The organism is Kitasatospora sp. NPDC057936, assembly GCF_042887525.1.
Taxonomy (GTDB): Bacteria; Actinomycetota; Actinomycetes; order Streptomycetales; family Streptomycetaceae; genus Kitasatospora.
The window spans coordinates 12816-39749 of sequence record NZ_JBHVPD010000101.1 but is presented as its reverse complement, the minus strand read 5'-3'; the positions used below and the strand labels follow the sequence as shown (position 1 = coordinate 39749).

Annotated in this window: 17 protein-coding genes and 1 pseudogene; 10 read left to right on the top strand and 8 right to left on the bottom strand. The window is 74.6% G+C overall.

From position 1 onward, the window contains the following. Window positions 1-103 precede the first annotated feature (103 nt). The 3 genes from ACFVU9_RS37260 to trpS form a co-directional block, all read right to left on the bottom strand. Window positions 104-778, bottom strand: coding sequence for a nucleoside/nucleotide kinase family protein (locus ACFVU9_RS37260; RefSeq protein WP_380448723.1), 675 nt, complete (start codon window positions 776-778; stop codon window positions 104-106). 63 nt (window positions 779-841) lie between these two features. Further along, a complete protein-coding gene (locus ACFVU9_RS37255) occupies window positions 842-1798 on the bottom strand; it encodes an LD-carboxypeptidase (RefSeq protein WP_387601278.1) in 957 nt (318 codons plus the stop codon). A gap of 97 nt (window positions 1799-1895) precedes the next feature. Further along, window positions 1896-2963, bottom strand: coding sequence for a tryptophan--tRNA ligase (gene trpS / locus ACFVU9_RS37250; RefSeq protein ID WP_387601275.1), 1068 nt, complete (start codon window positions 2961-2963; stop codon window positions 1896-1898). Window positions 2964-3502: 539 nt separating this feature from the next. Between trpS and ACFVU9_RS37245 the strand changes: the two genes are divergently transcribed. Next, complete coding sequence (locus ACFVU9_RS37245; protein ID WP_387601272.1) at window positions 3503-4606, top strand: ABC transporter substrate-binding protein; 1104 nt, start codon at window positions 3503-3505, stop codon at window positions 4604-4606. A gap of 141 nt (window positions 4607-4747) precedes the next feature. Beyond that, window positions 4748-5875, top strand: a complete 1128-nt coding sequence (locus ACFVU9_RS37240) for a hypothetical protein (protein WP_387601269.1) — start codon at window positions 4748-4750, stop codon at window positions 5873-5875. 117 nt (window positions 5876-5992) lie between these two features. On the opposite strand, the gene ACFVU9_RS37235 is transcribed toward ACFVU9_RS37240, so the two are convergent. After that, window positions 5993-6565, bottom strand: coding sequence for an NUDIX hydrolase (locus ACFVU9_RS37235; protein ID WP_380510722.1), 573 nt, complete (start codon window positions 6563-6565; stop codon window positions 5993-5995). A gap of 201 nt (window positions 6566-6766) precedes the next feature. On the opposite strand from ACFVU9_RS37235, the gene ACFVU9_RS37230 reads away from it, so the two are divergent. Then, window positions 6767-7756, top strand: coding sequence for an ATP-grasp domain-containing protein (locus ACFVU9_RS37230; protein WP_387601266.1), 990 nt, complete (start codon window positions 6767-6769; stop codon window positions 7754-7756). A 73-nt stretch (window positions 7757-7829) separates the two neighbouring features. Here ACFVU9_RS37230 and ACFVU9_RS37225 read toward each other — a convergent pair whose 3' ends face one another. Beyond that, window positions 7830-11705 carry an ABC transporter transmembrane domain-containing protein gene (locus tag ACFVU9_RS37225; protein WP_387601281.1) on the bottom strand — a complete coding sequence of 1292 codons (3876 nt, stop codon included), beginning with the start codon at window positions 11703-11705 and terminating at the stop codon, window positions 7830-7832. Between the two features lie 652 nt (window positions 11706-12357). Further along, window positions 12358-13008 (bottom strand): TetR/AcrR family transcriptional regulator, encoded by a 651-nt coding sequence (locus tag ACFVU9_RS37220; RefSeq protein ID WP_380445964.1) that lies wholly within the window; start codon window positions 13006-13008, stop codon window positions 12358-12360. A gap of 139 nt (window positions 13009-13147) precedes the next feature. Between ACFVU9_RS37220 and ACFVU9_RS37215 the strand changes: the two genes are divergently transcribed. The 4 genes from ACFVU9_RS37215 (at window position 13148) to ACFVU9_RS37200 (ending at window position 19695) form a co-directional block, all read left to right on the top strand. Further along, on the top strand, window positions 13148-14872 hold the full coding sequence (locus ACFVU9_RS37215; RefSeq protein ID WP_387601263.1) for a carboxyl transferase domain-containing protein: 1725 nt from the start codon (window positions 13148-13150) through the stop codon (window positions 14870-14872). A 169-nt stretch (window positions 14873-15041) separates the two neighbouring features. Continuing rightward, a complete protein-coding gene (locus tag ACFVU9_RS37210) occupies window positions 15042-17363 on the top strand; it encodes an acetyl/propionyl/methylcrotonyl-CoA carboxylase subunit alpha (RefSeq protein ID WP_387601260.1) in 2322 nt (773 codons plus the stop codon). Continuing rightward, entirely contained in the window at window positions 17360-18352 is a 993-nt protein-coding gene (locus tag ACFVU9_RS37205; RefSeq protein WP_380445961.1) for a hydroxymethylglutaryl-CoA lyase, read from the top strand. Before ACFVU9_RS37210 ends, ACFVU9_RS37205 begins: the two co-directional genes overlap by 4 nt. A gap of 152 nt (window positions 18353-18504) precedes the next feature. Beyond that, window positions 18505-19695 (top strand): acyl-CoA dehydrogenase family protein, encoded by a 1191-nt coding sequence (locus ACFVU9_RS37200; RefSeq protein WP_387601257.1) that lies wholly within the window; start codon window positions 18505-18507, stop codon window positions 19693-19695. Between the two features lie 171 nt (window positions 19696-19866). On the opposite strand, the gene ACFVU9_RS37195 is transcribed toward ACFVU9_RS37200, so the two are convergent. After that, window positions 19867-20322: a universal stress protein gene (locus tag ACFVU9_RS37195; RefSeq protein WP_380445965.1), complete on the bottom strand. Its 456-nt coding sequence runs from the start codon at window positions 20320-20322 to the stop codon at window positions 19867-19869. A gap of 1062 nt (window positions 20323-21384) precedes the next feature. Here ACFVU9_RS37195 and ACFVU9_RS37190 point away from each other — a divergent pair. Continuing rightward, complete coding sequence (locus ACFVU9_RS37190; protein WP_387601254.1) at window positions 21385-22464, top strand: HAD family hydrolase; 1080 nt, start codon at window positions 21385-21387, stop codon at window positions 22462-22464. Window positions 22465-22519: 55 nt separating this feature from the next. On the opposite strand, the gene ACFVU9_RS37185 is transcribed toward ACFVU9_RS37190, so the two are convergent. Further along, on the bottom strand, window positions 22520-23332 hold the full coding sequence (locus ACFVU9_RS37185) for a GNAT family N-acetyltransferase (RefSeq protein ID WP_387601251.1): 813 nt from the start codon (window positions 23330-23332) through the stop codon (window positions 22520-22522). A gap of 1053 nt (window positions 23333-24385) precedes the next feature. Between ACFVU9_RS37185 and ACFVU9_RS37180 the strand changes: the two are divergent. Together ACFVU9_RS37180 and orn are read left to right on the top strand one after the other, a co-directional pair. Further along, window positions 24386-25381 (top strand): annotated as a pseudogene (locus ACFVU9_RS37180) (helix-turn-helix domain-containing protein); the annotation flags it as partial. A gap of 878 nt (window positions 25382-26259) precedes the next feature. Next, on the top strand, window positions 26260-26862 hold the full coding sequence (gene orn, locus ACFVU9_RS37175) for an oligoribonuclease (protein WP_359974490.1): 603 nt from the start codon (window positions 26260-26262) through the stop codon (window positions 26860-26862). Window positions 26863-26934: the final 72 nt, after the last annotated feature.

The window sequence follows — 26934 nt, the reverse complement described above, 5'->3', positions numbered from 1 at the left end:
CGACAAGACGCGACCCAGCCCGGACCGGGAAGTGGTGTTTCAGAGGATTGGCCGCCCCGGGACCGTCCGCGCCGATGCGTGTCCGGTGCTCCCTGCCGAGCGACTAGAGAACACTACCCCTGTTCGGCGCTCCGGGCAAACCCGTGCCGGGGACCGTCCGGGTACAGAGCGGGCGGCCCGCCTTCACGTGTTCGCCGTTCGGGTGGTCGTTGCCGGTGACCCAACGGCGTGCGGTGGGCTCGTCCCGGCCTCCGTCGCGGTGGCGGCGCAGGAGGCGTTCCTCGCGGAGGGCGTCGTCGGTCTCGACGTACCAGAGTTCGCGGAGCAGTCGGCGGGCGTCCGGCCAGGGAGCGTCGGTGGAGGCGAGGTAGTTGCCCTCGGTGATGACGAGGCGGGCCTGCGGACGGACGACGTGGCGGGCGGCGACCGGTTCGTCGAGGGTGCGGTCGAAGTCGGGGACGTAGATGTCCTGGAAGCGGTCGGCGGCGATGCGGCGCAGCAGCGCGACGTAGCCGTGGGTGTCGAAGGTGGCGGGTGCGCCCTTGCGGTGGGTGAGGCCCAGGCGGTCGAGCTGGGCGGCGGAGAGGTGGAAGCCGTCCATTGGGACGTAGGCGGCGCTGCCCGGGCCCTCGGCGCGCTCGACCTCGGCGACCAGGTGCCGGGCCAGGGTGGACTTGCCGGCCCCGGGAGGGCCGGTGAGTCCGAGGATCGTACGGGCGTTGCTGCCCGGGCCCCGGAGGAGTCCGAGGGCGAGGGCGGTGAGGCGGTCCTCGTTCATGGCCGCACCCTACTCATCCGTCCCGCCCCGGCCCGGGCCGCTCGCTTCTCCGCTGCCGACGCCTCACCGGGCGGCGAGGGCCGGCACCTCCAGGGTCAGCGTTCCCGCGTCGGCGTCGAGCACGGCCGGGACCCCGAGCGGGACGGTGAGGGTGGAGGGGCAGTGGCCGAAGCCCAGTTCCCACAGCACGGGCACCCCGAGCGGGCCGAGGCGGTCGAGCATCACCTCGCGGACCCGGTCCGGTCGCCCGCAGCCCTCCCAGGAGCCGAGGGCTATGCCGGCCACGCCGTCGAGGGCGCCGGAGCGGAGGAACTGGGTGAGGAGGCGGTCGAGCTGGTACGGGTGCTCGTTCACGTCTTCGAGGATCAGGATGGCGCCCGCGAAGGAGGGCCGGGCGGCGGGCGTGCCCCGCTCGGCCGCGAGGACGTGGACGCAGCCGCCGGCCGTGACGCCGCGGGCCCGGCCGGGGACGAGCGGTGCGGCGGCCGGTCCGGTGAGGACGGTGGTCGTGGCGGGGTCGAAGAGGGTGCGGCGCAGGTGTTCGGCGGTGGGGGCGTCCTCGATGAAGGAGGCCGCCGCGCACATCGGCCCGTAGAGGGTGGCGAGGCCGAGCCGCTGGGCGAAGGCCTCGTGCAGGGAGGAGACGTCGCTGAAGCCGATGAGGACCTTGGGCGGGACGCGGCGCATCGCGGCCCAGTCGAGGAGGTCGACGACGCGGTGCACGCCGTAGCCGCCGCGGGCGCAGACGACGGCGTCGACGGTGGGGTCGAGCCAGGCGTCCTGCAGGTCGGCGGCCCGGCTGGCGTCGGTGCCGGCCAGGTAGCCGAGGGTGGGGTGGGTGTCGAGGACGTGCGGGGCGACGGTGACCCGCAGCCCCCAGGAGCGCAGGATCGCGGTCCCGGCGGTGAGCCGCTCGGGGTCGATCGGGCCACTGGGGGCGACCACGACGACGTGGTCCCCCGGACGGAGCTGCGGCGGACGGGTCAGCCCTCGGGCGGGCGTGGTCGGGTGCTGGTCCATGGCCGGGATCCTTCCAGGGTGCGGGCGTCGGAGCGTGAGGGGGTGAGGTGCGGTCGGATCCGGCGGGGCCCGCCGCAAGTGGTATGCCCCGTCGTCCTCAGACCGACCCCATGACCTCCCTGACCTCGGCGAGGGTGGCGTCCGCGATGGCGTTGGCGCGCTCGGCGCCGTCGCGCAGCACCTGGCGGAGGTGGCCGCGGTCGGCGGCGAGCGCGGCGCGGCGGGCGCGGATCGGGCGGAAGAACTCGTTGACGGACTCCGTGACGGTGCGCTTGAGCGCGGCCGCGCCGCCGTCTCCGAGTTCGGCGGCGACGTCCTCGGGTGCCCGGCCCTGGCAGAGGGCGGCCAGCAGGACGAGGTTCGCGACCTCGGGCCGGTTCGCCGGGTCGTAGGCGATGTGCCGGTCGGTGTCGGTCTTCGCGCCGCGGATCAGCCGGGCGGTCTCGTCCTCGGAGGCGCCGAGGAAGACGGCGTTGCCCCGGCTCTTGCTCATCTTGCCGCCGTCGGTGCCGAGGAGGAGCGGCGCGTCGGAGAGCACGGCCTCGGGGCGAGGGAAGACGGCGGTGCCGTCGGCGTGCGGGTAGCGCTCGTGGAAGCGGCGGGCGATGGTGCGGGCCACTTCGAGGTGGGGCAGCTGGTCCTGGCCGACGGGGACGAGGCCGGCCTTGCAGAAGAGGATGTCGGCGGCCTGGTGGACGGGATAGGTGAACATCAGTCCGCTGACGGCGGCCTGGCTGGAGTGGGCGATCTCGTCCTTGACGGTGGGGTTGCGGCTCAGTTCGGCGACGCTGACCAGGCTGAGGAAGGGCAGCAGCAGCTGGTTGAGGGCGGGGACGCGGCTGTGCGCGAAGATCGTGGCGCGGTCGGGGTCGAGGCCGGCCGCGAGGTTGTCGAGGACGAGGTTCTCGGTGTGTTCGGCGAGCCGGTCGGCGATGTCCCGGTCGGTGATGACCTGGTAGTCGCCGACGACGATGAACATCTCGACGCCCTGGTCCTGGAGGCGGACCCGGTTCTGCAGGGTGCCGAAGTAGTGGCCGATGTGGAGCGGGCCGGTGGGGCGGTCGCCGGTCAGGACGCGGCGGGTCACCGGAGCCGCGACGGGAGCGGGAACGGGAACGGGAGCGGGAACGGCGGCAGCGACGGGGTGGGCGGTCGTGGCGGTCATGCGGGTTGTCTCCTCGGTACGGCGGTGGTGGTGGCCGTCCGGGGCGCGGGCCCGTCCCACTGGGGAAACGCGACAGGGCCGTCCATCCCGGACGGCCCTGGTCAGGCATGCAGTGGTGGCCGTCCTAGGACGGCCACCAGCACAGGCCCGTGGAGCGCTTCATGCCTTCGACCATAGCGCCGGTCCCCCGCCGCGGTCACCGGTTTTCGCCGTCGGCCTCAGTCCTCGACGACGAGGGCGGGGGTGTCGCGGCGCAGCGTCTCGCCGCGGAAGAACTCCGCCTGCAGGAAGACGGCGCTGAGCAGCAGGCCGCCGACCCCGGGGTCCGGAAGCCCGGGTGGACGGCGCCGAAGCGCGGCGGGACGACCCGGTAGGCGCTCATCGCCGGCAGCGTGCGGGCCACCGGGATGAACGTGGTCTTGTGGAGTAGGTTAGCCTCACCTTAGCTGCGGGTCCGTGGCCGCCCCGCGGCCACACTCCGTCCCCGACTCGCCCCCGACCCGTCCTTGACCCGCCCGCCGATCCCGAAGGAGCGTCGCGTGGCCCCCAACGCCGACGACCTGACCCCCGCCCGCCGCACCGCCTCCCGCCGTCGCTTCCTCGCCGGCGGGCTCACCGGCGGTGCCGTGCTCGGCCTCGGCGGGCTCCTCGCCGCCTGCGGCAGCTCGGACGGGTCGGCCGGACCCGGCACTGCGAAGCCGTCCGGCGGCGGCTCCCCTGACCAGAAGTCGGTCAAGCAGGGCGGCGACGACTACGCCACCGTGATCGAGAAGATGAAGGGCTTCGGCACCGACGCCGCCCCCGGCGTCTACCCCCGCACGGTCAGGCACGCGATGGGCGAGACCGTCCTCCCCGCCAAGCCCGTCCGCGTCGTCGTCCTCGACACCGGCGAGCTCGACAACGTCGTGTCGCTCGGCGTCCAGCCGGTCGGCGTCGTCCACACCGACGGCTCGAAGACCATGCCGTCCTACCTCAAGGACAAGGCCGGCAGCCCGGCGAACGTCGGCACCATCAACAGCCTCAACCTGGAGGCGATCGCCGCCCTCAAGCCCGACCTGATCCTCGGCAGCCAGCTGCGCGCCCAGGACCAGTACGCGCAGCTGTCGAAGATCGCACCGACCGTCTTCTCGCTGCGCCCCGGCTACCCGTGGAAGCAGAACTTCCTGCTCAACGCGAGCACCTTCGACCTGGAGACCGAGGCCAAGACCCAGCTCGACGCCTACCAGGCCGCCGCCACGGCGATCGGCGCCCGGCTCGGCGACAAGCGACCGGCCATCACGCCGCTGCGCTTCATGCCCGGCAAGACCCGCCTCTACGCGGAGCTGTCGTTCATCGGCACGATCCTCACCGACGTGCCGATGCCGCAGCCCGCGATCGAGCGGGTCAAGGAACTCGCGGTCGAGATCAGCCCCGAGCAGATCGACAAGGCGGACGCCGACTGGATCTTCTACGGCGTGTACGGATCGCCCACCTCCACCAACCAGGACACGGTGCTCGGCGGCGCGCTCTGGAAGACCCTCGGAGCGGTCAAGTCCGGTCAGGCGCGGCCGGTTTCGGACGAGACCTGGTTCCTCGGGCTCGGCGTGATGGCGGCCACCGCGGTGCTCGCCGACCTCAAGGGCTTCGTCGCGCCCGGCAGTTGAGCCGACACGCCGGGTAGGGGCGGGGTGCCCGCGGCCCGCTCCCGGAGGGGCGTGCGGGCGTCCGAACGGGGAACCGGCGCTTGGAGCTGGTCACTCGGTGCGGGAGGATCGTCTGGACCGTCCCCCGAAGGGCCCGTGCCGATGACCTCGCTCCACCCCACCCCCACCGACCCAGCCCGCCCCGACCCGGCCGCGGACCGCGCCGGAGCCCCGCGTCAGGCCGCCGCGCGCTGCTCCATCGCGCAGGCCGCCGACACGGGACAGCTCCCCGGTGCGCCGGGCGGCGGCGCCCGGGACGACTCGGTGCCGCGACCGCGCAGCGGCCCCGGCGACGCCGACGGCGGGGCGCCGACCCGCGCACCCCTCACCGGCGCGCCGGACCAGCGGACGGCCGCCCGCGTGCAGGCTGCGCTCGCCGAACGGCTGCGGGCCGCACGCCTGCAGGGGCGCACGCTCGCCGAGTTGGCCGCCGCGTGTCGACGGCCGGTGGCGGAGGTCGCGGCGCTCCTGGGCGAGGCCGTGCCGGTGGAGGCTCCGTCGGCCTGGCAGGTTCAGGACGACCAGGGCGAGCCCGGCGACGTTCGCGCGCACGACGTTCACACGCACGACGTTCACACGCACGAACTCCCGCAGCCCGCCGCACCGACGGCCGAACGGCCGGTGCCGGTGCTGCGGGCGGCCCGCGAGGAACCGCGGACCCTCGCGACACGACGGCCCTCGCCCTCACGCCGGCTGCGCCGCATGCACCCCGACGCCGCCCCGACCGGGCAGGAGGCGGCCGAACGGGAGACGGCCGCACCTGAGGGGCCACTCCCGCGCAGGTCCGCACGGGGAGCGGGCAGGACGGCGGCGGGAGCGAACGGGGCCGTAGGGACCGCGGCGGCCTGGCGGCCGACCGGCGGCACCGGGGCCGGGGCCCGGGCCGGCACCGGGGCCGACCAGGCCGAGACCCCGCTCGGGATCCTGATCGGCGCCGGCCCCCACCAACCCGAGGCGGTCGGCCGCCCGGAGGAGCGCACGCCGGTCCGGGTGACCGCCGAGCCGGTCCGGATCGGGCGCGGCACCAGCCTCGTCGTGCTGCCCTCCTGGCGACCCGCCATCGCCGTCTCGGTGCCGACCGAGCAATTGCTGTCCGCCACCGGGCTCGCCTTCGAACAACTGGCCGGCGTGCAGCTGACGGTGATGATGAACCCCGGTGCCCTGCACGACCGGGAGCTCGACCTGCACGACTGGCGGGCCGCGCGCGGACGGCGCGGCGGACGGGCGTAGCCGGTCCGTGCCGTTCGACCCGGCGTCGTGCCCGGCGTAGCGCCCGACGTAGCGCCCGACGTAGCGCCCGACGTAGCGCCCGACGTAGCGCCCGACGTAGCGCCCGACGGACGAACGTCAGTGCTCCGGCGAGGAGTTCGGGATGTAGCCAAGGTGGACGGCGCCCGCGTCGCTCCCGTCGACGTTCCAGTCGCCCGACCGGACCATCGCCAGCAGCTCGGGGAGCCTGGGCGGCCAGAGCGCGTCGGCGTCCGGGGCGGCGAGGTCGGACGGCGTCCACCAGCGCCAGTCGAGGATGCGGTCGACGGCGTGCACCGCGCTGACGTCGCCGACCGGGCCGCGGCGCGGGCCCCGGGTGACGTAGATGTGCTCGTGCTGGCGGACCGGGGTGCCGTGCCAGGTGAAGTCGTGCTCCCAGGTGCAGAGCAGCGGGCCGGGTTCGAGGTCCGTCCAGCCGGTCTCCTCGCGGAGTTCACGGACGGCGCCTTCGCGCGGGGTCTCGCCGGGGTCCAGTCCGCCGCCCGGCATCGTCCAGTGCACGCCGACCTCGGAGTTGTCGGAGCGGAGCAGGAAGACCGAGCCGTCCTCGGCCAGAACCGCCGTCCGGGCCGCCTGCCGGGGCACGCGTTCACGGGGGCGCCGCAGTCCGACGAGTCCCAGCGGGTTGCGGAAGCGCTGCTGTCGTTTCATCGGCCCACTCTCGCAGGGCCCGACGACGGGCGTCTCCGAATTCCGGGACGGGCGGTGGCGGTACGGGCGGTGGCGGTACGGGGCCGTGACCGGACGGGCGGTGGCGGGACAGGTGGTGGCGGGACAGGTGGTGGCGGGACAGACGCTGACGGAACGGCGTGACGGCGCGCGGAGGGCCCGTACCGCCGTACGCTGACGCCCATGCCCGTACCCGCGATCGTCTTTCCCGCCGACCCGCTCAACCCGCGCCGGCCCGACCCGCACTTCGCCTGGGAGGCCCGGCTGGTCCGGGAGTTGGGCGGCGAGCACCATCTCGTCGACCACGACGCGCTGCTGGCCGGACGGGCCGAGGAGGCCGTCCGGCGGGTGCCGGAGGGCGGCGGCCCGCTCTGGTACCGGGGCTGGATGATCCCCTCCCGGGACTACGCCGCTTTCGCCGCCGCCCTCTCCGCGCGCGGCGGGAACCTGCTCACGAGTGCCGCAGGCTACGCGGCCGCACACGAACTTCCCGGCTGGTACGGCGTGTTCGAGGGATCGACGCCGTCGAGCGTGTGGATCCCCTCGGCGGGCGAGGCAGCGGGCGGGTCTGCACCGGCGCCGGGACCGGGGCGGGAGGAACTGGCCGATGCCGTGGCCCGGTTGGGCGGGCGTGGCCCGGCGATCGTCAAGGACTACGTGAAGTCCCGAAAGCACGAGTGGCACGAGGCCTGCTACGTGCCGGAGCTCGCCGACCTGGACGCTGTCGGTCGGGTGGTGGCCCGGTTCGTCGAGTTGCAGGGCGAGTTCCTGGCGGGCGGGGTGGTGCTGCGGCGGTACGAGGAGTTCGCGCGGGCGTCCGCTCCCGTCGGCACCGAGGCCGGTGCCGGCGTCGGTCTCGGCGTCGGCGTCGGCGTCGGCGTCGGCGTCGGCGTCGGGGGCACCCGGGCGGTGGAGGCCCGGGTGTGGTGGCTGGACGGCGAACCGGTGCTCGTCGGACCGCACCCGGACGCGCCGCGCGACGAGGTCGACCCCGACCTGACCGGTGTGCGCTCGCTGGTGCGGACGCTCGGCTGCCGGTTCGTCACCACCGACCTCGCCAGCCGGGCGGACGGCTCCGGCTGGCGGGTGGTCGAGGTCGGGGACGGGCAGGTGAGCGACCTGCCGCACGGGATCGACGCGACCGGGCTGCTGACGTCGCTGATCGCGGCCTGACCCACGCTGGGTTCGGGCCCGGCCCGAACCCAGCGTGGGCCGGCCCGGGCTGGGCCCCGCGCCGGGCTCTTGGTCACCCGGCGGCGACGGTCTCCCCGACGGCGGAGGCCGCGTCGTGGTGCCCGTCCGCGATGAACGCGCGCCAGAGCCGCGCGTACGCCCCGTCGAGGGCGAGGAGTCCGGCGTGCGTGCCGTCCTCGACCACCCGGCCGTGGTCGAGGACGACGACCCGGTCGGCGCGTTCGGCGGTGGTCAGCCGGTGGGCGATCACCAGGGTGGTCCGTCCGCCGCTGAGCCGGTCGGCGGCGCTGTTCACGGCGGCCTCGGTGGCCAGGTCGAGCGCTGCGGTGGCCTCGTCGAGCAGCAGGATGTCCGGGTCGACCAGTTCGGCCCGGGCCAGCGCGATCAGCTGGCGCTGACCTGCCGAAAGGTTTCGCCCCCGGCCCGTGACCTCGTGGTCGTACCCGCCCGACAAGCGGACGATCATCTCGTGCGCGCCGACCGCCCGCGCCGCCGCCTCCACCTCGGCCGCCGTGGCCTCCGGCCGGCCGTAGGCGATCGCCTCCCGCACCGTGCCCGCGAACAGGTACGCCTCCTGCGGCACGACGCCGAGCCGGTGGCGGTACTGCGCGAGGTCGTACCGGGTGAGGTCGACCCCGTCGACCCGGACGGTGCCCTCGGTCGCGTCGTAGAAACGGGCGACCAGCTTCACCAGCGTCGACTTGCCGGCCCCCGTCTCGCCGACCAGCGCCACCGTCTGACCGGCGGGTATGTGCAGGTCCACCCCGGTGAGGACGTCCGGGGAACCGTCCGCGCCGCCGTTGTAGGCGAAGCCGACGCCCTCGAAGGAGATCTCGCCGCGCAACCCCTTCTCGACCGGCACCGGCTCGGCCGCGACGGCGGTGGTCGTCGGCGTGCGCAGCAGCTCCCGGATCCGGCCGAGGCCGACCGCCGCCTGCTGGTAGCCGTCGAACACCTGGGAGAGCTGGTTCACCGGCGCGAAGAACAGGTCGATGTAGAGGAGGTAGGCGACGAGCGCGCCGACCGTCAGGGTGCCCGCGTCGACCCGGGCCGCGCCCACGATCAGCACCAGCGCGGCGGCCACGCTGGACAGGAACTGGACGAACGGGAAGTAGAGCGAGATGTAGAGCTGCGCCCGGACCCGCGCCTCCCGGTAGGCGACGCCCCGGGCGACGAAGCGGTCGGTGTTGGCGTCCAGGCGGCGGAACGCCTGGACGATCCGCATGCCGGCCACGTTCTCCTGGAGGTCGGCGTTGACGGTGCTGATCAGGTCCCGGGAGATCTCGTACTGGTCCCGGGACTTCCTGCGGAACACCAGCGTGGCGATCACCAGCAGCGGCAGCACCGCGAAGACCACCAGGGCCAGGCCCGCGTCGATGATCAGCAGGGCGGCGAAGATGCCGGCGAAGGTCAGCAGGCTGACCACGGCGGTGACGACGCCGGTCTGCAGGAAGGACGTCAGCGAGTCGAGGTCGGTGGTCATCCGGGTCATGATCCGGCCGGACAGCTCGCGCTCGTAGTAGTCCAGGCCGAGCCGGTTGAGGTGGGCGAAGATCTTGAGGCGGAGGGTGTAGAGCACGCGCTCGCCGGTGCGTCCGCTGACCCGGTTCTCGGCGCTCTGCACCAGCCAGTCCAGCAGGACGACCACCAGGGCGGCCACCGAGGCCACGGCGACCCCGGACATCAGGGTCTTGCTCACGCCCTGGTCGATGCCGTGCCGGATCAGGACCGGCAGCACCAGCGCGGCGCCCGCGTCCAGGGCGACCAGCAGCAGGGCCAGGGCGAGCGGGGCCCGGAAGGGGCGCAGCATCCGGCGGAGGGAGAAGTCCGGGTCGCCGGCCTCGGCCTCGGCGCGCGGTATCGCCGGGGTGTCGCCGGCGGGCGGGAGCGCGGCGACCTTGGCCAGCAGGTCGGGCTCGGCGGTGCGGGCCGCCTTGGTCAGGGCGGGAGTGGGGAGCTCGGGAGTGGGGAGCTCGGGGGTGGGGCCGGGCGTTGGGGCCGCTTGGTTGTCGGGCGCGGTGTCGGGCGCGGCACCGGGTACGGCGGCCGCTGTGGGGACGGTGTCCGTTGCGGGGTCGCGCTCGGGCTCAGGTGTGGCCCCGGGCGCGGTCCCGCCGGATGTGCGGCCGGCCTCCGGGTCGGTGATCAGGGCCCGGTACTGGGGACATCGGGCCTCCAGTTCCTCGTGGGTGCCGATGTCCAGCAGCCGGCCGCGGTCCAGCACGGCGATCCGGTCGGCGAGTTGGAGGGTCGAGCGGCGGTGGGCGATCAGCAGCGTGGTGCGGCCGGTCATCACCGAGCGCAGTGCGTCGTGAATCTCCGCCTCGATCTGCGGGTCGACCGCGGACGTCGCGTCGTCCAGCAGGAGGATCCGCGGGTCGGTGAGGATCGCGCGGGCGAGGGCTATTCGCTGGCGCTGGCCGCCGGAGAGGGTGAGGCCCTGCTCGCCGACCTTGGTGTCGTAGCCGTCCGGCAGCGCGCGGACGAACTCGTCGGCCTGCGCGGCGCGCGCGGCGGCGACGACCTGTTCGTCGGTGGCATCGGGCCGGCCGTACGCGATGTTGGTGCGGACCGTCTCGGAGAAGAGGAAGCTCTCCTCGGGGACGATGCCGACGGCCGAGCGGACCGAGTCGAGGGTGAGGTCTCGCAGGTCGTGGCCGTACAGGCGGATGGCACCGGCCGCCGGGTCGTAGAACCGGGGCACCAGTTGGGCCACCGTCGACTTGCCGGAGCCGGAGGCGCCGACGAGGGCCAGGGTCTCGCCGGGGGCGAGGGTCAGGTCCAGGCCGTGCAGGACGGGCACGGGGTGCTCGGGGTCGTAGCGGAACTCGACCCGGTCGAACTGCAGCGCCACGCCGGGCGTGCGCGGGCCGACCGTCGCGGTACCGGTCGCAGTACCGGCGGCGTCCCGGTGCGCGGCGGCGCCGGGGGCACCTTCGGGGGCGGCGGCGGTGAGGTCGAGGGCCACCGCGTCCGGGCGCTCCTGGACCAGCGGGCGCTCGTCGATCAGCTGGAGGACGCGCTCGACGCCGGCCCGGGCCTGCTGGCCGACCGTGATGACCATGGTGAGCATCCGCACCGGGCCGGTCATCTGGGCGACGTACGTGGAGAAGGCGACGAAGGTGCCGAGCGAGACCCGCCCGTCCACGGCCAGCCAGCCGCCGAAGGCCAGCACCGCGACCTGGGCGAGCGCCGGGATCGCCTGCATCGCCGGGTTGTAGCGGGCGTTGAGCCGGATCGAGCGCAGGCGGGCGGCGAAGAGGTTGCGGGAGGCGACCTCCAGCTTGTCCAGCTCCTGCGCCTCCTGGCCGAAGCCCTTGACCACGCGGACCCCGCCGATCGCCTCGTCCACGACGCCGGCGACGGCCGCGGCCTCCTGCTGGGCCGCCCAGGTCGAGGGGAACAGGCGCTTGCGGCTGAGCACGGTGACCCACCAGAGGGCGGGGGCCATCACGAGGGCGATCAGGGTGAGCGGCGGGGAGAGCCAGACCATCACGGCCGCCGACATGACGAACATCAGCAGGTAGCCGGTCATCATCGGCAGCATCGAGAGCAGCCCGTTGACCAGCTGGAGGTCCGACGTGGCGCGGCCGACCACCTGGCCGGTGTCCAGCCGGTCCTGGCGGTGGCCGTCGAGCCGGCCGAGCGAACGGAACAGGTCGCTGCGCAGGTCGTGCTGGACGTCGAGCGCGAGCTGACCGCCGTAGTAGCGGCGGACCTGCGTGCAGCCGAAGACCACGACGGCGGCGAGCAGCAGGACGACCGCCCAGGGGCCGAGCGAGCGGGAGTGCGTGGTGATGACGTCGTCGATGATCAGCTTGGTGACCAGCGGCACGAGCGAGGTGACGGCCATGCCGACGAGCGAGGCACCGAAGGCGAGCAGCAGGCTGCGCCGGGACCGCAGGCAGTAGCCGATCAGGCGGCGCAGCCAGCCGCCGGCCTCGGGGGACGCGGCGGTCGGCGTCGCCGTTGCGGTAGGCCCGGCCGGTGCCGCCGTTGCGGGCGGCGCGGTCGGCCCGGTCGGCCCGGTCGGCGCTGGGGTTACGGGGGTCGTGGGGGCAGGCTGAGTCGCCGCGACCGCCGGGCCGGCCGGGGTCGCCGGGGGCACCAGGCTCTCGGGACCGGCCGCGGCGGTCGGTTCCGGTTTCGCGTCGGGGGCAGGTGGGCCGCTCGGGGATTGCTCCACCGTAGATCCGTGAGTCTCAGGCATATTTAGGGATGCTAACCATTCCGTCGGGACGCCGCCATGCCGTTTCCGGCCGGGCCGGGTTGCGGGGCGGGTCGGGCGCGCGCCCGGGCGCGCGCTCGCGACAGGCTCCGGCGGAGTGGCCAACAGCCCGCGGCCTGCGGTGATTCCCGCCCGGACACCCGGACGGACCAACCGGCCCCGCTGTCACCAGGGTCGGCCACGCCCGCCCCGATCGCCCACCGGCCAGGGGGCGGCCGGGTGCCGTCCTTTGGACCTAGGTCCGGAGGCGGGACGGGAGCCGGGCGCGACCGCGGCCAGCCCCGGTCGCGGCCGCTCGCACGGGCGGCCTCGGGCGGCGGCGCAGTCGACCCCCGGGGCAGCCACAGCCGCCTCAGGCGTGGGCGGACGCCGATTCGGCCGCCGCCGAGAACGCACCGTGGGCGAGGCTGTGCAGCAGCGCGGCCATGCCGTCGCGCTGGAGGCCGGGGCCGGGGCGATCGGCCTGGGCCGCCGGGTTGGGCCCGAGGCTGTGCGGGGTCGAGTTGATCAGGCCGAAGACGGCGTGCACCGCGGCGCGGGCGACCGGCTCGGCGGCGGGGTCGGCCAGCGCCGGGTAGGCCTGCCGGACCACGTCGACCCACAGCTCGACGTAGCCGCGCTGGAGCCGGCGGACGGTGCGGCGGTCCTCTTCCTTGAGGTTCAGCAACTCGCGGTCGTGCAGGGTGATCAGGTCGCGGTCGTCGAGGGCGAACTCGACGTGGCCGCCGATCAGCGCGTCCAGCGCGGCGGCCGGGCCGTCGCCGCCGCCCGCGCGCCGGCGCCCCTCCTCCAGCAGGCGCTCGCTGATGCCGATCAACAGGTCGGCGAGCATCGCGTCCTTCCCGGCGAAGTGCCGGTAGAGACCGGGGCCGCTGATGCCGACGGCCTTGCCGATCTCGTCCACGCCCACGCCGAGGAAGCCCCGGGCGGCGAAGAGCCGGGCGGCTTCCCGGCGGATCTGGTCGCGGCGCGGGAGCGCGGTGGTTCCGGGGACGTTCGGCATGCCGCCCATCGTAGACAGTCGGGTTATCGCCCGTTAACCTGGGCGCGTAAGTTAACGTTAATTAACTTCAGGGAGAGCGGGCGCACCGGAACCCGGGCCACCCCGCCACCCGGTGCCGAGGGCAAGGGAGCTCTTGGGAATGGTCATCTCAACCGCCGGCGTATCCACCGGCGTCCATGGCAGCGCAGCGCGTGGTGGCGCGGCGGGCGGCGTAGCAGCGCCCGGGCCCGTACCGCCCGGGGCCGCCGCCCCCGCGCCCCGGCTCGGCACGGCCGCCGACCCGGCCTCCGAGGCCTACCGGTCCAACACCGAGGCGCACCGGGCGCTGGTCGCCGAGCTGCGCGAGAAGCTCGGCGCGGCCGCCCTCGGCGGCGGTGCCAAGGCCCGCGCCCGGCACACCGCGCGCGGCAAGCTGCTCCCCCGCGAGCGCGTGGACACCCTGCTCGACCCCGCCTCGCCCTTCCTGGAGCTGGCCCCGCTGGCGGCCGACGGGATGTACGAGGGCGCCGCGCCCGCGGCCGGCGTCATCGCGGGCATCGGCCGGGTCGCCGGGCGCGAGGTGGTGGTCGTCGCCAACGACGCCACCGTCAAGGGCGGCACGTACTACCCGATGACGGTGAAGAAGCACCTGCGCGCCCAGGAGGTCGCGCTGGAGAACCGCCTCCCCTGCATCTACCTGGTGGACTCCGGCGGTGCGTTCCTCCCCATGCAGGACGAGGTGTTCCCCGACCGGGACCACTTCGGCCGGATCTTCTACAACCAGGCCCGGCTCTCGGCCGCGGGCATCCCGCAGATCGCCGCCGTGCTCGGCTCGTGCACGGCGGGCGGCGCGTACGTCCCGGCGATGAGCGACCAGGCCGTCATCGTCCGCAACCAGGGCACGATCTTCCTGGGCGGGCCGCCGCTGGTGAAGGCCGCCACCGGCGAGGTGGTCACCGCCGAGGAGCTGGGCGGCGGCGAGCTCCACTCCCGCACCTCCGGCGTGACCGACCACCTGGCCGAGGACGACGCCCACGCCCTCTCCATCGTCCGCACGATCGTGGCCGGCCTGGGCCCGCGCCCGGAGCGGCCGTGGCCGCTGGCCGCGGTCGAGCCGCCGGCCGTCGACCCGGCCGGCCTGTACGGGGCCGTCCCGGTGGACCCGCGCACGCCCTACGACGTGCGCGAGGTGATCGCCCGGCTGGTCGACGGCAGCCGGTTCGCCGAGTTCAAGGCCGAGTACGGCGCGACCCTGGTCACCGGCTTCGCCCGGATCCACGGCCACCCCGTCGGCATCGTCGCCAACAACGGCGTGCTGTTCTCCGAATCGGCCGTCAAGGGCGCCCACTTCATCGAGTTGTGCGACCAGCGCGGCATCCCCCTCCTCTTCCTGCAGAACATCACCGGCTTCATGGTCGGCCGGCAGTACGAGGCGGGCGGCATCGCCAAGCACGGCGCCAAGATGGTCAACGCCGTCGCCTGCACCCGCGTCCCGAAGCTGACGGTGGTGATCGGCGGCTCGTACGGAGCCGGCAACTACTCGATGTGCGGCCGGGCCTACTCACCTCGCTTCCTGTGGATGTGGCCGGGCGCCAAGATCTCCGTGATGGGCGGCGAGCAGGCGGCCTCCGTCCTCGCCACCGTCCGCCGTGACCAGTTGGAGGGGCACGGCGAGGAGTGGCCGGCCGAGGCGGAGGAGGAGTTCAAGCGCCCCGTCCGCGAGCAGTACGAGCGCCAGGGCAACGCCTACTACGCCACGGCCCGGCTCTGGGACGACGGCGTGATCGACCCGATGGACACCCGCACCGTGGTCGGCCTCGCCCTCACCGCCTGCGCCAACTCCCCGCTGCCGCCGCCCGGTCCGTACGGCGTCTTCCGGATGTGACCCCGCGCTCCCCGGGCGGGGCCCCGCACCTCCCTTCCCCGCCCGGGGCGCACCCGCTCCCGGTGTGACCCCTCCGACGCCGGCCGCCGGGCCCATCGCCCGGGCCCGCGCCCGGACCGTCCACCCCACCTCCTTCGTACGGCCCCCTCGACCCGGAGGAACGCCTCCCATGTTCGACACAGTTCTGGTCGCCAACCGCGGCGAGATCGCCCTCCGGGTGATCCGCACCCTGCGGCGGCTCGGCGTGCGCTCGGTCGCCGTGTTCAGCGACGCCGACGCCGACGCCCCGCACGTCCGCGAGGCCGACGTCGCCGTCCGGCTCGGCCCGGCCGACCGCAGCGACAGCTCGGCCGCCGAGACCTACCTGCGGACCGACCAGATCCTCGCCGCCGCCCGGCGCACCGGCGCCCAGGCCGTCCACCCCGGCTACGGCTTCCTCGCCGAGAACGCCGCCTTCGCCCGCGCCTGCGCGGACGCGGGCCTCGTCTTCATCGGTCCTCCTCCCGGTGCGGTCGAGCTGATGGGTGACAAGATCAACGCCAAGGAGGCCGTCCGGACCGCCGGCGTCCCGGTGGTCCCGGGCAGCCGGGCCACCGCGCCCACCGACGACGAACTCGTCGCCGCCGCGGACGAGATCGGCTACCCCGTCCTCCTCAAGCCGTCCGCCGGCGGCGGTGGCAAGGGCATGCGGCTCGTGCGGGACCCGGCCGAACTGCGGACCGAGATCGCCGCCGCGCGCCGTGTCGCCCGGACGGCCTTCGGCGACGACACCCTGCTCCTGGAGCGCTGGGTGGACCGCCCCCGCCACATCGAGGTGCAGGTGCTCGCCGACGCCCACGGCACCACCGTCCACCTCGGCGAGCGCGAGTGCAGCCTCCAGCGCCGCCACCAGAAACTGATCGAAGAGGCACCCTCCGTCCTGCTCAACGCCGAGACCCGGGCCGCGATGGGAGCCGCGGCCGTCCGCGCCGCGGAGTCCTGCGGCTACACCGGGGCCGGCACCGTGGAGTTCATCGTCCCCGGCATCGACCCGGACTCCCCCGCCCCCGACTCCCCCGAGGGCGTGCGGGAGTTCTTCTTCATGGAGATGAACACCCGTCTCCAGGTGGAACACCCCGTCACCGAGCTGGCCATCGCCGTCGCCGACCCGGACGGCGGCCGCCCCCGCCGTCTGGACCTGGTCGAGTGGCAGCTGCGCGTCGCCGCCGGCGAGCGCCTCACCTTCGGTCAGTCCGACATCTCCTTCCTGGGCCACGCCATCGAGGCCCGCATCTGCGCCGAGGACCCGGAACGGGACTTCCTGCCCACCGGCGGACGGATCCTGGTGCTCGACGAGCCGCAGGGCGAGGGCATCCGGGTCGACTCCGGGGTCGCCCCCGGAAGCGTCATCACCAGTGCCTACGACCCGATGCTCGCCAAGGTCATCGCGTACGGGCCCGACCGCCCGACCGCGCTCCGCCGCCTGCGCGCCGCGCTGGCCGACACCCGCATCCTGGGCGTCACCACCAACACCGGCTTCCTGCGGCGACTGCTCGCCCACCCCGACGTCGTCGCCGGCCGACTGGACACCGGCCTGGTGGAACAGACCGTCCGGCAACAGCCCGCCCTGCTGGCCTCGCCGCACTCGCCCGCGGCGGCCACCGACTCGGCAGCCGACCAGGCCGACCAGGCCGACCACGCGGCCCCGGCCGACCCGGGCGCGACCGACGGATATCCCGCACCTGTCCACCTCCTCTACTACGCGGCCGCCCTCGCGCGGCACGCGGACCTCACCCCGGCCGCCGACTCCGGCGGCTGGACCGACCCCTTCTCCCTCCCCTCCGGCTGGCGCCTGAGCGGCGCACCCGCCTGGACCACCCACCGGCTCCGGGCCCCCGGCCAGGACCCCGTCTCGGTGCGCATCCGTTCGATCACTGCCGGCAACGTAGCCGACGCCACTGACATTCCCGGCAATGTCACCCTTGAGGTGGAAATCGGACTCGGCTCCGGCCCGGCCCACCGGGCCCGGGCGGTCCGCACCGCCGACCGGCTGCACCTGACGGTCGACGGCCTGCAGACCTCCTTCGCGCTGACCGTCGACGACACCCCCGGGGTCGCCGGCGCCCCGGTGACCTGGCTCGGCGTCGAGGGCGACGCCTGGCCGCTGCACAGCCACGACGCGGTCGGCGAGGGCGCCGCCGCGGCCGGCGCCCACCACGGCGCCCTCACCGCCCCGATGCCCGGCACCGTCACCGTCGTCAAGACCGCGACGGGCGAGGCGGTCCGCAAGGGCCAGGCCCTGCTCGTCCTGGAGGCCATGAAGATGGAACACGTGATCTCCGCCCCGCACGACGGAGTCGTGAGCGAGCTCCGCGCCACCGCCGGGGCCACCGTCGCGATGGAGGAGCTGCTGGTCGTGGTCACCCCCACGGAGGAGGGCGCGGACGTTCCCGCGGGCGCCCCCACCGGCGCGGACGCGACCGCCACGAGCCCGGCGGAGGTGCGGTCGTGACCACCGCCTCCCCCGCCCACGAGCCCGACGCGCTCGAACTCGGCCTGCCCGACCCCGTCCGCGCCCCCGGCCTGCCGGAGGAGGTCCGGATCCACGAGGTCGGACCGCGCGACGGGCTGCAGAACGAGAGCGCCCTGGTGCCCGTCGAGGTCAAGGCCGAGTTCATCGCCAGGCTCGCCGCCGCCGGGCTGCGGACGGTCGAGGCCACCAGCTTCGTCCACCCCAAGTGGGTGCCGCAGCTCGCCGACGCCGAGGACCTGGTACCCCGGCTGGCCGACCTGCCCGGGCGCCACCCCGGGCTGCGCCTGCCCGTCCTGGTGCCCAACGAGCGCGGCCTCGACCGCGCGCTCGCCCACCACGCCGCCGACATCGCGGTGTTCGCCAGTGCCACCGAGACCTTCGCGCGCCGCAACCTCAACCGCTCGGCGGACGAGGCGATGGCGATGTTCCGCCCGGTCGTCGAGCGCGCCACGGCGGCCGGGGTCGCGGTCCGCGGCTACCTCTCGATGTGCTTCGGCGACCCGTGGGAGGGCCCCGTCCCGGTCTCCCAGGTGGTCCGCCACGGCGTCGCGCTGCTGGAGATGGGCTGCACCGAGCTGAGCCTCGGCGACACGATCGGCGTGGCCACCCCAGGGCAGGTCGCCGCCCTGCTCGCCGCGTTCGCCGCAGCGGGGGTGCCGGCCGAGCGGCTCGCGGTGCACTTCCACGACACCTACGGCCAGGCGCTCAGCAACACGCTCGCGGCGCTCCGCGAGGGCGTCACCACCGTCGACGCCTCGGCCGGCGGCCTGGGCGGCTGCCCGTACGCCAAGAGCGCGACCGGCAACCTCGCCACCGAGGACCTCGTGTGGATGCTGCACGGCCTCGGCGTCCGGACCGGCGTGGACCTGCGCGCGCTGGTCGCCACCAGTGGCTGGATGGCCGAGCGCCTCGGCCGCCCGAGCCCCTCCCGCACCGTCCAGGCGCTGCTCGGCGCCGCCCGGGGCTGACCGTCCCGGATCGCCGTCCGGCGTCCCCCGTCCACTCGGACGACCTTCTTTCCAGACGACCACCCCACGCGACCGTCACACCATCGGACGGACGCCGGTCACCCCGCTCACGCCCGCGGCCACCCCGGCCGGGCGGCCCCAGGAGGAACACCGTGTTCGATCACCGGCTGAACAGCGAGTACGAGGACCTGCGGCGCACCGTCGCCGAGTTCGCCCAGGACGTGGTGGCGCCGAAGATCGGCGAGTTCTACGAGCGGGAGGAGTTCCCGTACGAGATCGTCCGCGAGATGGGGCGGATGGGCCTGTTCGGCCTGCCCTTCCCCGAGGAGTACGGCGGCATGGGCGGCGACTACTTCGCGCTCGGCCTCGCGCTGGAGGAACTCGCCCGGGTCGACTCCTCGGTGGCCATCACCCTGGAGGCGGCGGTCTCCCTCGGCGCCATGCCGATCTACCGCTTCGGCACCGAGGAGCAGAAGCGCGAGTGGCTGCCGCGGCTCACCTCGGGCGAGCTCCTCGGCGCCTTCGGCCTGACCGAGCCCGAGGGCGGCTCGGACGCCGGCGCGACCCGCACGACGGCCCGCTACGACGAGGCCACCGACGAGTGGGTCATCAACGGCACGAAGTGCTTCATCACCAACTCCGGGACGGACATCACCGGGCTGGTCACCGTCACCACCCTCACGGAACCGCTCGCTCGTTCGAGTGAAGAGGGCGAATTCCGCTCGCCAACGCGCGAGATCTCTTCCATCATCGTGCCCACCGGGACCCCGGGGTTCCAGGTCTCGAAGAAGTACTCGAAGGTCGGGTGGAACGCATCCGACACCCGCGAACTGTCCTTTACCGACTGCCGTGTTCCCGCGGCCAACCTGCTGGGCGAGCGTGGCCGAGGCTACGCCCAGTTCCTGCGGATCCTCGACGAGGGCCGCATCGCGATCGCGGCCCTGGCCACCGGCCTGGCCCAGGGCTGCGTCGACGAGTCCGTCGCGTACGCCGGCACGCGCCGGGCCTTCGGCCGGCCGATCGGTGCCAACCAGGCCATCCAGTTCAAGCTCGCCGACATGGAGCTGCGCGCCCACACCTCCCGCCTGGCCTGGCGGGACGCCGCTTCCCGGCTGCTGCACGGAGAACCGTTCAAGAAGGAGGCCGCCATCGCGAAGCTGTACTCGTCCGAGGCCGCCGTCGACAACGCGCGCGAGGCGACGCAGATCCACGGCGGGTACGGCTTCATGAACGAATTCCCGGTCGCCCGTTTCTGGCGCGACTGCAAGATCCTGGAGATCGGCGAGGGCACGTCGGAGGTCCAGCGCATGCTCATCGCCCGGGAGCTCGGCGTCACGTCCTGAACCGCACCCTGTGGGGGGTAACGCCCGCCCCCGCAGGGACGGTTGGGGCAGGCGACCGGGGCCGGCCGTCCGCGGCGGTCGGCAGCTGCGGCCGCCTCCGGCCGGCGGCGACAGCCGTGGGCCCGCGCCGGAGCGGGACGGTGAGGGGATGGACGCCGGGCTGGTGCGGCGTCAGGGGATGACGATCACCGGTCGGTTGGCGCGGCGCGCCAGCCGGCCGGAGACCGAACCGAAGATCTTGCCGAGCAGGCCGTGCGTCGTCCCGACGACGATGGCGTCGGCGGCGTACTCGCGGCCGACCTCCTCGATCTCGTGGCAGATGTCGCCGCCGCGCTCGACCAGGATCCACGGCACGCCGGCGAGGAAGTCGGCACAGGCGAGCTCCAGGCCCAGCACCTCGGTGCGGTGGTCCGGGAGGTCCACGAAGACGGGAGGCTCACAACCCGCCCAGACCGTGGCGGGCAGGCGGTTGGCGACGTGCACGATCACCAGGCCGCACTGCGAACGGCGGGCCATGCCCACCGCGTAGGCGAGGGCTCGCTCGCTGGACAGCGAGCCGTCGAAGCCGACGACCACGCCGTGCTGGAAAGCCGGGTCGCAGGCGCGGCCGGGCTCGTCCTGGACGATCGGCTCGGTGTGCGCGGACCGGCCGGACGTCTCCGGGCGATCGGCGCCCGGGCCCAGGCGCCCGCTCACCGCGGGCTCCGTGCGGTCGGCCGCGGGCTCACCGCGCCGTCGGCGGTCACCGGGACGACCACCGGCGCGGTCGCGGCGGACGATGTCGCGCAGCGAGCGCGCGAAGCCCTGCACGCCGCCGTGCGCGGGCTCGTGGTGCTCTGCGCGGTGGGCGCCGCCGGGAGCGCCCGCGTCGGGCCGGCCGGAGCCTGCGCGGCCGGAGTCCGCTTGGCCGACGTCCGCACGGCCGGTGACTCCATCGCCGGTGGCTCCGTCGCCGGTAGCTGCGTGGTCGGTAGCTGCCTGGTCGGTGTCTGCGCGTCCGGCGTCTGCACGGTCAGCATCTCCACGGCCGGTGTCCGCACAGCCGGAATGCGCACGGCTCGAATCCACCTGGCCGGAATCCGCACGGTCGGCGTCGTCGCGCGGAACGGAGTCGCCTCCGGTCGCTGGGCCCGTGCCACGGGGAGCGTCCGGTTCAACCGGTCGGGAGAACTCAAAACCAGCCATGGCTCACGGCTCTTCGCGGGAGAGGGGCCGACAGGAGAGGACAACGCTGCCCGGGGAGCAGGCCCGCCCACGGGATGACATCGGTCTGCGCCGCCCAGCACCGTTTGTGACCTGTTCCTTTCAGAGTACGACGGGCGTGAGGCCCAGCCCAGCGGCGAAGCCCCGGGGCGCCGTTGTTCCCGCGAAAGGGGGATGCGCCCACCGAGACCGCGCGCCCCACTCGCAAGCCTTCGCGCCCCCTCCGGAAAGGAGGTTCCCTGGAGCTTGACTGAGCGAACCGGACCGCGCAACAGGCCCACGGGACACCGTGACCGGACTGTCATTGATCGGCGACGATCCGTCGCGGGCCGTCGCGACCCGTGACGTCCCACCCGTCCCACCAGGCCTGTTCCGCCCCACCGGCACACCGGTCCGCAGCACCCGTTTCAGCCACTTCGTGCGGGTTCGCGACGCTCTCTGGCATTTGCCAGGTGCATAGGCGCGGGCACTGGCACCATGCTCGGCATGCCCCTGCTCCTGTTCGACCTCGACAACACGCTGCTCCCCAGGGACGCCGCTTTCCGGGCCTGGGCGCAGGACTTCCTGTCCGAACGCGACCTGCCGCCCGGAGACGTCGACTGGTTCGTCACCCTGGACGGCGGCGGCTACGTGCCGCGCAGCACCGTACTGTCCGCCGTCCGGCGCCGCTACGGGTTGGACGCCTCTTCCGACGACCTGCTCGACCACTACCGACACGGCATCAACTCGCACATCCACTGCCCGCCCCGACACGTCGAAGCGCTGCGGGCGGCCCGGGCCGCCGGGTGGACCCTCGGCATCGTCAGCAACGGCGGGACGGGCCCGCAGTCGGAGAAGATCCTGCGGACCGGGCTCGGCCCGCTGGTCGACGGCTGGGTCATCTCCGAGGAGGCCGACTGCGTCAAGCCCGACCCGCTGATCTTCGAGATCGCCGCCCGGCGGTGCGGTGTCTCCCCCACCGGCGACTGGGCCGCGAACACCTGGATGGTCGGGGACCACGCGCCGGCCGACATCGCCGGAGCGGAGCTGACCGGTCTGCGCAGCGTCTGGCTGCACCACGGCCGGCCCTGGGCCGAGATCGGCTACCGGCCGACGCTGAAGGCCGCCGGCCTGCCGGAGGCCGTCGGCCAGGTGCTGGCCGCGCGCAACGCGCCGTCCGTCCGGGCGGGCGTCCGCGCGGGCGTGCCGGTCCGGCGGCGACCGGCCGCGCAGACGCGCGTGGTGGCCGCCTCGGCGGGCAGCGCTGCGAGCGGGCAGGCGGCCGTGACGGCGCTCATCGGCGCGCGGTCCGGCGTACGGCCGACAGCGTCCGCCTCGGAGGGCTTGCGTGCGCCTGTTCCCGTGAACGCCGGGGCGGGCGGCACAGGAGGACCGGAGGCGGGGGTCGCTGTCCGAAACCGCTCAGGTGAGCTTGCCGTGATCGTCGCGGAGCACAACGAGGCGGGCGCGAACGGTGCGGGCACGCCCGTCGAGCGTCCAACGGCGTTGCTCCCCAGGGCGGATGGGCCCGTGCGAACCAGGTTCGCCGTCCCGTTGGAGGCGCTGCCGACGGCAGCGGCGCGGTAGGTCGGCGGCAAGAAGCCGCCAACAGGAGGCCGTCGGCAAGGCCGTCGTACCGGGGCTACGCCTGCGCCCGGGCCGCCGGCGCGGTCCGGGTCCACCAGCACGTGCGCCCCTGGTCGGCGAACCCGAGCCTGCGGTAGAGCGGTTCGCCGACGGCGGTGGCGACCAGGGTCACCGGGCGGTCGGGTCGGGCCGCCGCCAGGGCGGTCTCCAGCACGGCGCGCGCCACGCCCCGGCCACGGGCGAAGGGCAGCGTGGCGAGCCAGTACACCCCGGCGGCACGGCCGTCGTCGTAGGTGAGGCAGGCGCCCGCCGGCGTGCCGTCGAGGCGTCCCAGCCACACCCGGCAGCCGGAGTCGTGCAGCATCCGCTCCGGGACCGCGTCGCCGCGTGTCCAGGGTTGCCGGGCGGGCTGCGGAAAACCGTCGACGATCACGCGTTCCGCGGCGGCGAGGGTGTCGCCGTCCACCACCTCATCCACCGTCAGGGAACCTCCGCCCGCCGCCTCACGGGCGTACGGCAGCGACTGCCCGCCGCCCCCGACCGGGCCCGGCTCACGGACCATCACCGGCATGACCGGTAGACGGGTGGCTCCGAGGCCGGTCAGGTCGAGGCCGCCGTACGGGTCCTCCAGGGTGAAGCGGCCGGTGGACCAGGCCGCCAGGAGCTCGGCCAACTCCGCTTCCGGCAGAGCCGGTTCGGCGTACGGGCGGGTGATCAGGACGCGGTGCGGGTCGTCCGGCGTGCGGGCGCAGCGGACGGCGGTGAGGGCGCCGCCGGTGCGGGTCCGCCAGCCATGCGCCCGGGCCTGGCCGAGCCAGAAGGCGGCGGCGTTGTCGTTGGCCTGTTCGAGCCGGCGCGGATCGTTCACGACTGGACGGTAACCCGGGTCGTCACGCCGGCCGCGGCCCGCCCGGACCCTGGCCGAATGAAGCCAGGGAGGCGCACTTCCGCCGACTTGTGCGCCCTCCCGTGCACCGCCGATTTTCGGTCAATTTCTGGCCGGTCCCTCCCGCTTGGGCAAATCCGCAGCCCAGACCCGCCGGCCGGGCGCCCCGGAGCCGGACGCCCCAGGAGCGGCCCCGCGACAACCAGCCACCGTTACACCGGCCCTCTTCCCAGAAGGGTCGACGGGTGCCACGCTTCGTGATCGAATGCATCACGCCAAATTGCCATGTCGACATAGCGTCGGATGGTGAACTTGTCACAACGGCAACGGTCCACCCGATAGATTTCGATCTTGGCTAGCAGTGCCGCACCACCCACACCACACCACCGAGGGGGCTTGAGCGCCTTGAGCAGGGTGAGCAGGAGCGACGCGGGTCCTGACAGCGGCCAGACGGTGGCCGGCATCGCGGGTCGCCCCGCGAGAAGCGCTGGCACCTCCGCGATCGCCGCCACCACCCGCAACTCCGGCACCTCCGGCACCGCTTCGTACCCCTCCCACTCCGCCGGACCGAACGCGCCGGCCGCCCACTCCGCCGCGCCCGGCGCCCCTTCCTACGGCGCGTCCCCGGAGCACGGCGCACCGGCCGTCAGCCGAGGCCCCATCAACCCCGGCCAGCCGTACGGCTCCGGCGGTGCGGGAGCGGCATACGGATCCGGCACCGCAGGCCCGGGCTACGGATCCGGTACCGCGGGCGCGGGTTACGGCTCCGGAGCCGCGGGCCAGGGTTACGGATCCGGCGGCGCGGGCCAGGGTTACGGCGCGGACTACCCCGTCTACCCGGGCACGCCCGGCGCTCCCGGCCTGCCCGGCGGCTCCACCGGCACGCTCGGCGGACTCGGCCTCGGCCCGGGCGTGGGCGTCGCGGGCGGGCACGGTCCGCTCGGACACGGCGCTCCGCACGGTCCGGCACACGGCGGTGCCCACGGCGGCCCGCTCGGCGAGCGGTCCGGCGCGAACGGCTCCGCGACGGCGGTGATGACCGCCGCGCCGCGCAAGCTGTCCGGCCGACGCCGCCGCGAGACCGTCGCGGTGCTGATCTTCGGCGGTGCCCCGATCTTCGAGAGCTCGATCCCGCTCTCCGTCTTCGGGGTCGACCGCCAGGACGCCGGGGTGCCGCGCTACCGCCTGCTGGTGTGCGCCGGGGAGGAGGGCCCGCTCGCCACCACCGGCGGCCTCACCCTCTCCGCCCCCTACGGCCTGGAGGCCCTGGCCCGGGCCGGCACGATCGTCGTACCGGCCTGGCGGTCGATCTCGCAGCCGCCGCCGGTCGAGGCGATCACCGCCCTGCGCAAGGCGCACCACGAGGGTGCGCGGATCATCGGCCTGTGCACCGGCGCGTTCGTGCTCGCCGCGGCCGGCCTGCTCGACGGGCGGCCGGCGACCACCCACTGGATGTACGCCCCGACCCTCGCCAAGCGCTACCCGCGGGTGCACGTCGACCCGCGTGAGCTCTTCGTCGACGACGGCGACGTGCTGACCTCGGCCGGCACCGCCGCCGGCATCGACCTCTGCCTGCACGTGGTGCGCAGCGACCACGGCGCCGAGGCGGCCAACGCGCTCGCCCGCCGGCTGGTGGTGCCGAGCCGCCGCAGCGGTGGAGGACAGGCCCAGTACATCGATCAGTCTTTACCGGAGGAGATCGGCAACGACCCGCTGGCCGAGGTGGTCACGTGGGCGCTGGAGAACCTCAACCAGCAGTTCGACGTCGAGGTGCTGGCGGCTCGCGCCTACATGAGCCGGCGCACCTTCGACCGGCGGTTCCGCACGCTCACCGGCAGCGCGCCGCTGCAGTGGCTGATCACCCAGCGGGTGCTCCAGGCGCAGCGGCTGCTGGAGACGTCGGAGCTGTCGGTGGACGACGTCGCGCGGCGGTGCGGGTTCCGTTCGCCGGTGGCGCTGCGCGGGCACTTCCGCCGTCAGCTCGGGGTCTCGCCGGCCGCCTACCGGACCGGCTACCGGGCGCGTCGGCCCGGCCCGCAGACCGCGGGACCGGCCGGTCCGCACGGGGCGGCCACCGCGACGGCGGCGGGCGGCGGCGCGTTCGGCGGGGTGCACGGCCAGCAGCCGGCGCACGCGTTCCCGGCGGCGGCCGGCGGTCCGGTGCTGCCCGCGCAGCACGGTCAGCACCCGCAGCACGGTCAGGCGGCGGCGCACGGCCAGCCGGGCGGCCACGGTCAGGCCGGTCCGCACGGCCAGCCGGGTCCGTTCGGTCCCGGTCCCGCCGGTGCGCAGGCCCCGCAGCCGCACCACGCGCGCCCCGGTCAGGCGTACCCGTACCAGCAGGCTGCACAGCAGCCGTACCCCGGGCAGCCGGGTGCGGCGCGCGGTCCGGTGCGGCCGCCGCTCGTGCCGCCGCAGGCCGGTCCGGGCGCGGGCCGTCCGCCGCGCACGGCCGAGCACGCGGCGACCGAGGACGGGCTCCCGCAGCCGGGTGCGCGCGGCCAGGGGCAGGGTCACCGGAGCGCGGTCGAGCGGCCGGCGGACGAGCCGGGTGGCGCCGGGGCGGTGCGCGGTCACGGCTCGCCCGGCGGGCAGCCGGTGTCCGGCGGCGACGTCCGGGCGCGTCAGGCCCGGGCGCCGCAGGTCCGTCCGCAGGGCGGGCGCGCGGCGGCGGCCGACGGCGGCCGTGCCGCGGCGAGGGAGGCCAGGCCCGGACGGGACGGCCACCCCGTCCGCCCGGACCGGGAGGCCGACCACACCGGCGCCGCGGAGCACCGCGACCTCGGTGAGCACGGCGACCACGCGGACGGCCTCGGACCGGACGAACGGTCCGCCGAGGCGCTCGCCCAGGCCCCCCGCTCGGCTCCACCGGTCCCCGCGGCGCGTGATCGCGCCGTAGGGTGAGTTGCGTGAATGACCGTTTGGTATGGATCGACTGTGAAATGACCGGCCTCGACCTCGACCGGGACGCCCTGGTCGAGGTCGCGGCGCTGGTGACGGACTCCGAGCTGAACATCCTCGGCGAGGGTGTCGACGTCATCATCCGCCCGCCCGCGGAGGCGCTGGCGAACATGCCCGAGGTGGTGCGCGCCATGCACACCTCCTCCGGGCTGCTCGACGAGCTCGAGCACGGGGTGACGCTCGCCGAGGCCGAGGAGCGGGTGCTCGCGTACGTGCGCCAGCACGTACCGGAGGCCGGCAAGACGCCGCTGTGCGGGAACTCGGTGGCCACCGACCGCGGCTTCCTGGCCCGGGACATGCCCGCCCTGGAGGGCCACCTGCACTACCGGATCGTGGACGTCTCCTCGATCAAGGAGCTGTCCCGCCGCTGGTACCCGAAGGCGTACTACAACAGCCCGCAGAAGGGCGGCAACCACCGCGCGCTCGCCGACATCCGCGAGAGCATCGACGAACTGCGGTACTACCGCGAGGCGGTGTTCGTCCCCCAGCCCGGCCCGGACACCGACACCGCGCGCGCGATCGCCGAGAAGTACCGGCCCGCGACGGACTGACCCACCGCACCCACCCGCCGGACCGGCCGAACGGACGGGCCGGCGGGGGACGGTGTGGGTGAGCGACGGGTG

Coding starts and splice junctions, on each gene's coding strand:
- trpS (WP_387601275.1), bottom strand. CDS start 2,963: ATGACCGCCACGACCGCCCACCCCGTCGCTGCCGCCGTTCCCGCTCCC.
- ACFVU9_RS37220 (WP_380445964.1), bottom strand. CDS start 13,008: ATGCCGAACGTCCCCGGAACCACCGCGCTCCCGCGCCGCGACCAGATC.
- ACFVU9_RS37240 (WP_387601269.1), top strand. CDS start 4,748: ATGACCTCGCTCCACCCCACCCCCACCGACCCAGCCCGCCCCGACCCG.
- ACFVU9_RS37255 (WP_387601278.1), bottom strand. CDS start 1,798: ATGGACCAGCACCCGACCACGCCCGCCCGAGGGCTGACCCGTCCGCCG.
- ACFVU9_RS37260 (WP_380448723.1), bottom strand. CDS start 778: ATGAACGAGGACCGCCTCACCGCCCTCGCCCTCGGACTCCTCCGGGGC.
- ACFVU9_RS37230 (WP_387601266.1), top strand. CDS start 6,767: ATGCCCGTACCCGCGATCGTCTTTCCCGCCGACCCGCTCAACCCGCGC.
- ACFVU9_RS37210 (WP_387601260.1), top strand. CDS start 15,042: ATGTTCGACACAGTTCTGGTCGCCAACCGCGGCGAGATCGCCCTCCGG.
- ACFVU9_RS37235 (WP_380510722.1), bottom strand. CDS start 6,565: ATGAAACGACAGCAGCGCTTCCGCAACCCGCTGGGACTCGTCGGACTG.
- ACFVU9_RS37215 (WP_387601263.1), top strand. CDS start 13,148: ATGGTCATCTCAACCGCCGGCGTATCCACCGGCGTCCATGGCAGCGCA.
- ACFVU9_RS37190 (WP_387601254.1), top strand. CDS start 21,385: ATGCCCCTGCTCCTGTTCGACCTCGACAACACGCTGCTCCCCAGGGAC.